The organism is Kocuria atrinae C3-8, assembly GCF_000286355.1.
Classification (GTDB): Bacteria; Actinomycetota; Actinomycetes; order Actinomycetales; family Micrococcaceae; genus Kocuria; species Kocuria atrinae_A.
The window spans coordinates 1-1,040 of record NZ_AJXN01000204.1; the positions used below are offsets into that span (position 1 = coordinate 1).

Genomic DNA, 1,040 nt, shown 5'->3' on the forward strand with positions numbered 1-1,040 from the left:
GTTCCCGGGGTTTTCTTCCGTTCGGAGCCACCTGCCGGAATCGAACCGGCGACCTATTCTTTACGAGGGAATTGCTCTACCGACTGAGCTAAGGTGGCGCAGCAGAACCGAGCACGGTTCAGATGCACCCAAGACAGTAGCAGACAACCCCGCTCAGGCCCCAATCGGCGGGGTTTTCGGGATCTCAGTCGGTCGCGTAACGGTTCTCCGCCGGTTGCAGGCCCAGGCGCTCGCGCAGCGTAGATTCTTCGTCTGCTGACGTCTCAGCGCCCACCAGTTCGGGGAGCGCTCCGGCGGCAGCGCGCACAGCCAGTTCCACGTCATAGGGGCCGGTTTCCAGGACCGCGCCGCTCACTCCGACCTGGACCCACCTCGCCACGATTTCCGGGTCCAGAGCGTCGGCATCGGCATCGATCACGGCGAGCACACGTGCCGCTGGGTTCCAGTCGAGAACCTTGACGGCCTCGGGACCACGGTCTCTGCCGGGAGCAGTACTACATCGGCCTGTTCCACCGCACCGCGCAACGCTTCTAGAGGGACCTCCGATGTGTGTTCCACGAAGACCGGTAGGTGTCCCTGCGTGGGACGGGGGACGATCGAGGGCCCCTTCACAGTGAATTCTTCACCCGCAGAATCGGTGCCGCTGAAGTCCACGTAATGCAGTTTGGAGCGGTCCACGAAGCGGCCGGTGGCCTGATCGCGGATCTCGCGTCCGCCTCCCACGAGTCCCACAACCTGCGGACCACGTCGATCACATCAGCGGTTTCCGCCCAGGCGGGGTCCGCGGAAGGTTCGGCACGCCGACCCACGTTGGCGGCGGCGTCGGCCCCCAGCGAGGGCGCGAACAAGACCCCGGCGCGACCGTGAGTGGCCCAGTCCAATGAGGCGCTCTCGGTGCCCATGAGGAACGGCTCGGTGTGGGTCGTGCGCAGGTGGGCACGACAGCGATGCTCGAGGTTTGCGGGCCCAGCCACGCGGCGGTCTGCAGCGCAGACAAGCGGCCCGCGGCGGGCCCGGCCGCAGGCGCGGTGTCGAGATCG

2 protein-coding genes and 1 tRNA gene are annotated in these 1,040 nt (G+C 66.6%); all 3 read right to left on the reverse strand.

The window, feature by feature from the left end; genetic code table 11:
• Positions 1-25: 25 nt before the first annotated feature.
• The 3 genes from YO9_RS0115775 to YO9_RS19310 all read right to left on the reverse strand — a co-directional run bounded on the left by YO9_RS0115775 (position 26) and on the right by YO9_RS19310 (position 723).
• Positions 26-98: transfer RNA gene (locus tag YO9_RS0115775), tRNA-Thr, on the reverse strand.
• A gap of 86 nt (positions 99-184) precedes the next feature.
• On the reverse strand, positions 185-418 hold the full coding sequence (locus tag YO9_RS0115780; RefSeq protein WP_223286709.1) for a hypothetical protein: 234 nt from the start codon (positions 416-418) through the stop codon (positions 185-187).
• Positions 415-723, reverse strand: a complete 309-nt coding sequence (locus YO9_RS19310) for a hypothetical protein (protein ID WP_223286710.1) — start codon at positions 721-723, stop codon at positions 415-417. Before YO9_RS19310 ends, YO9_RS0115780 begins: the two co-directional genes overlap by 4 nt.
• Between the last annotated feature and the right edge of the window lie 317 nt (positions 724-1,040).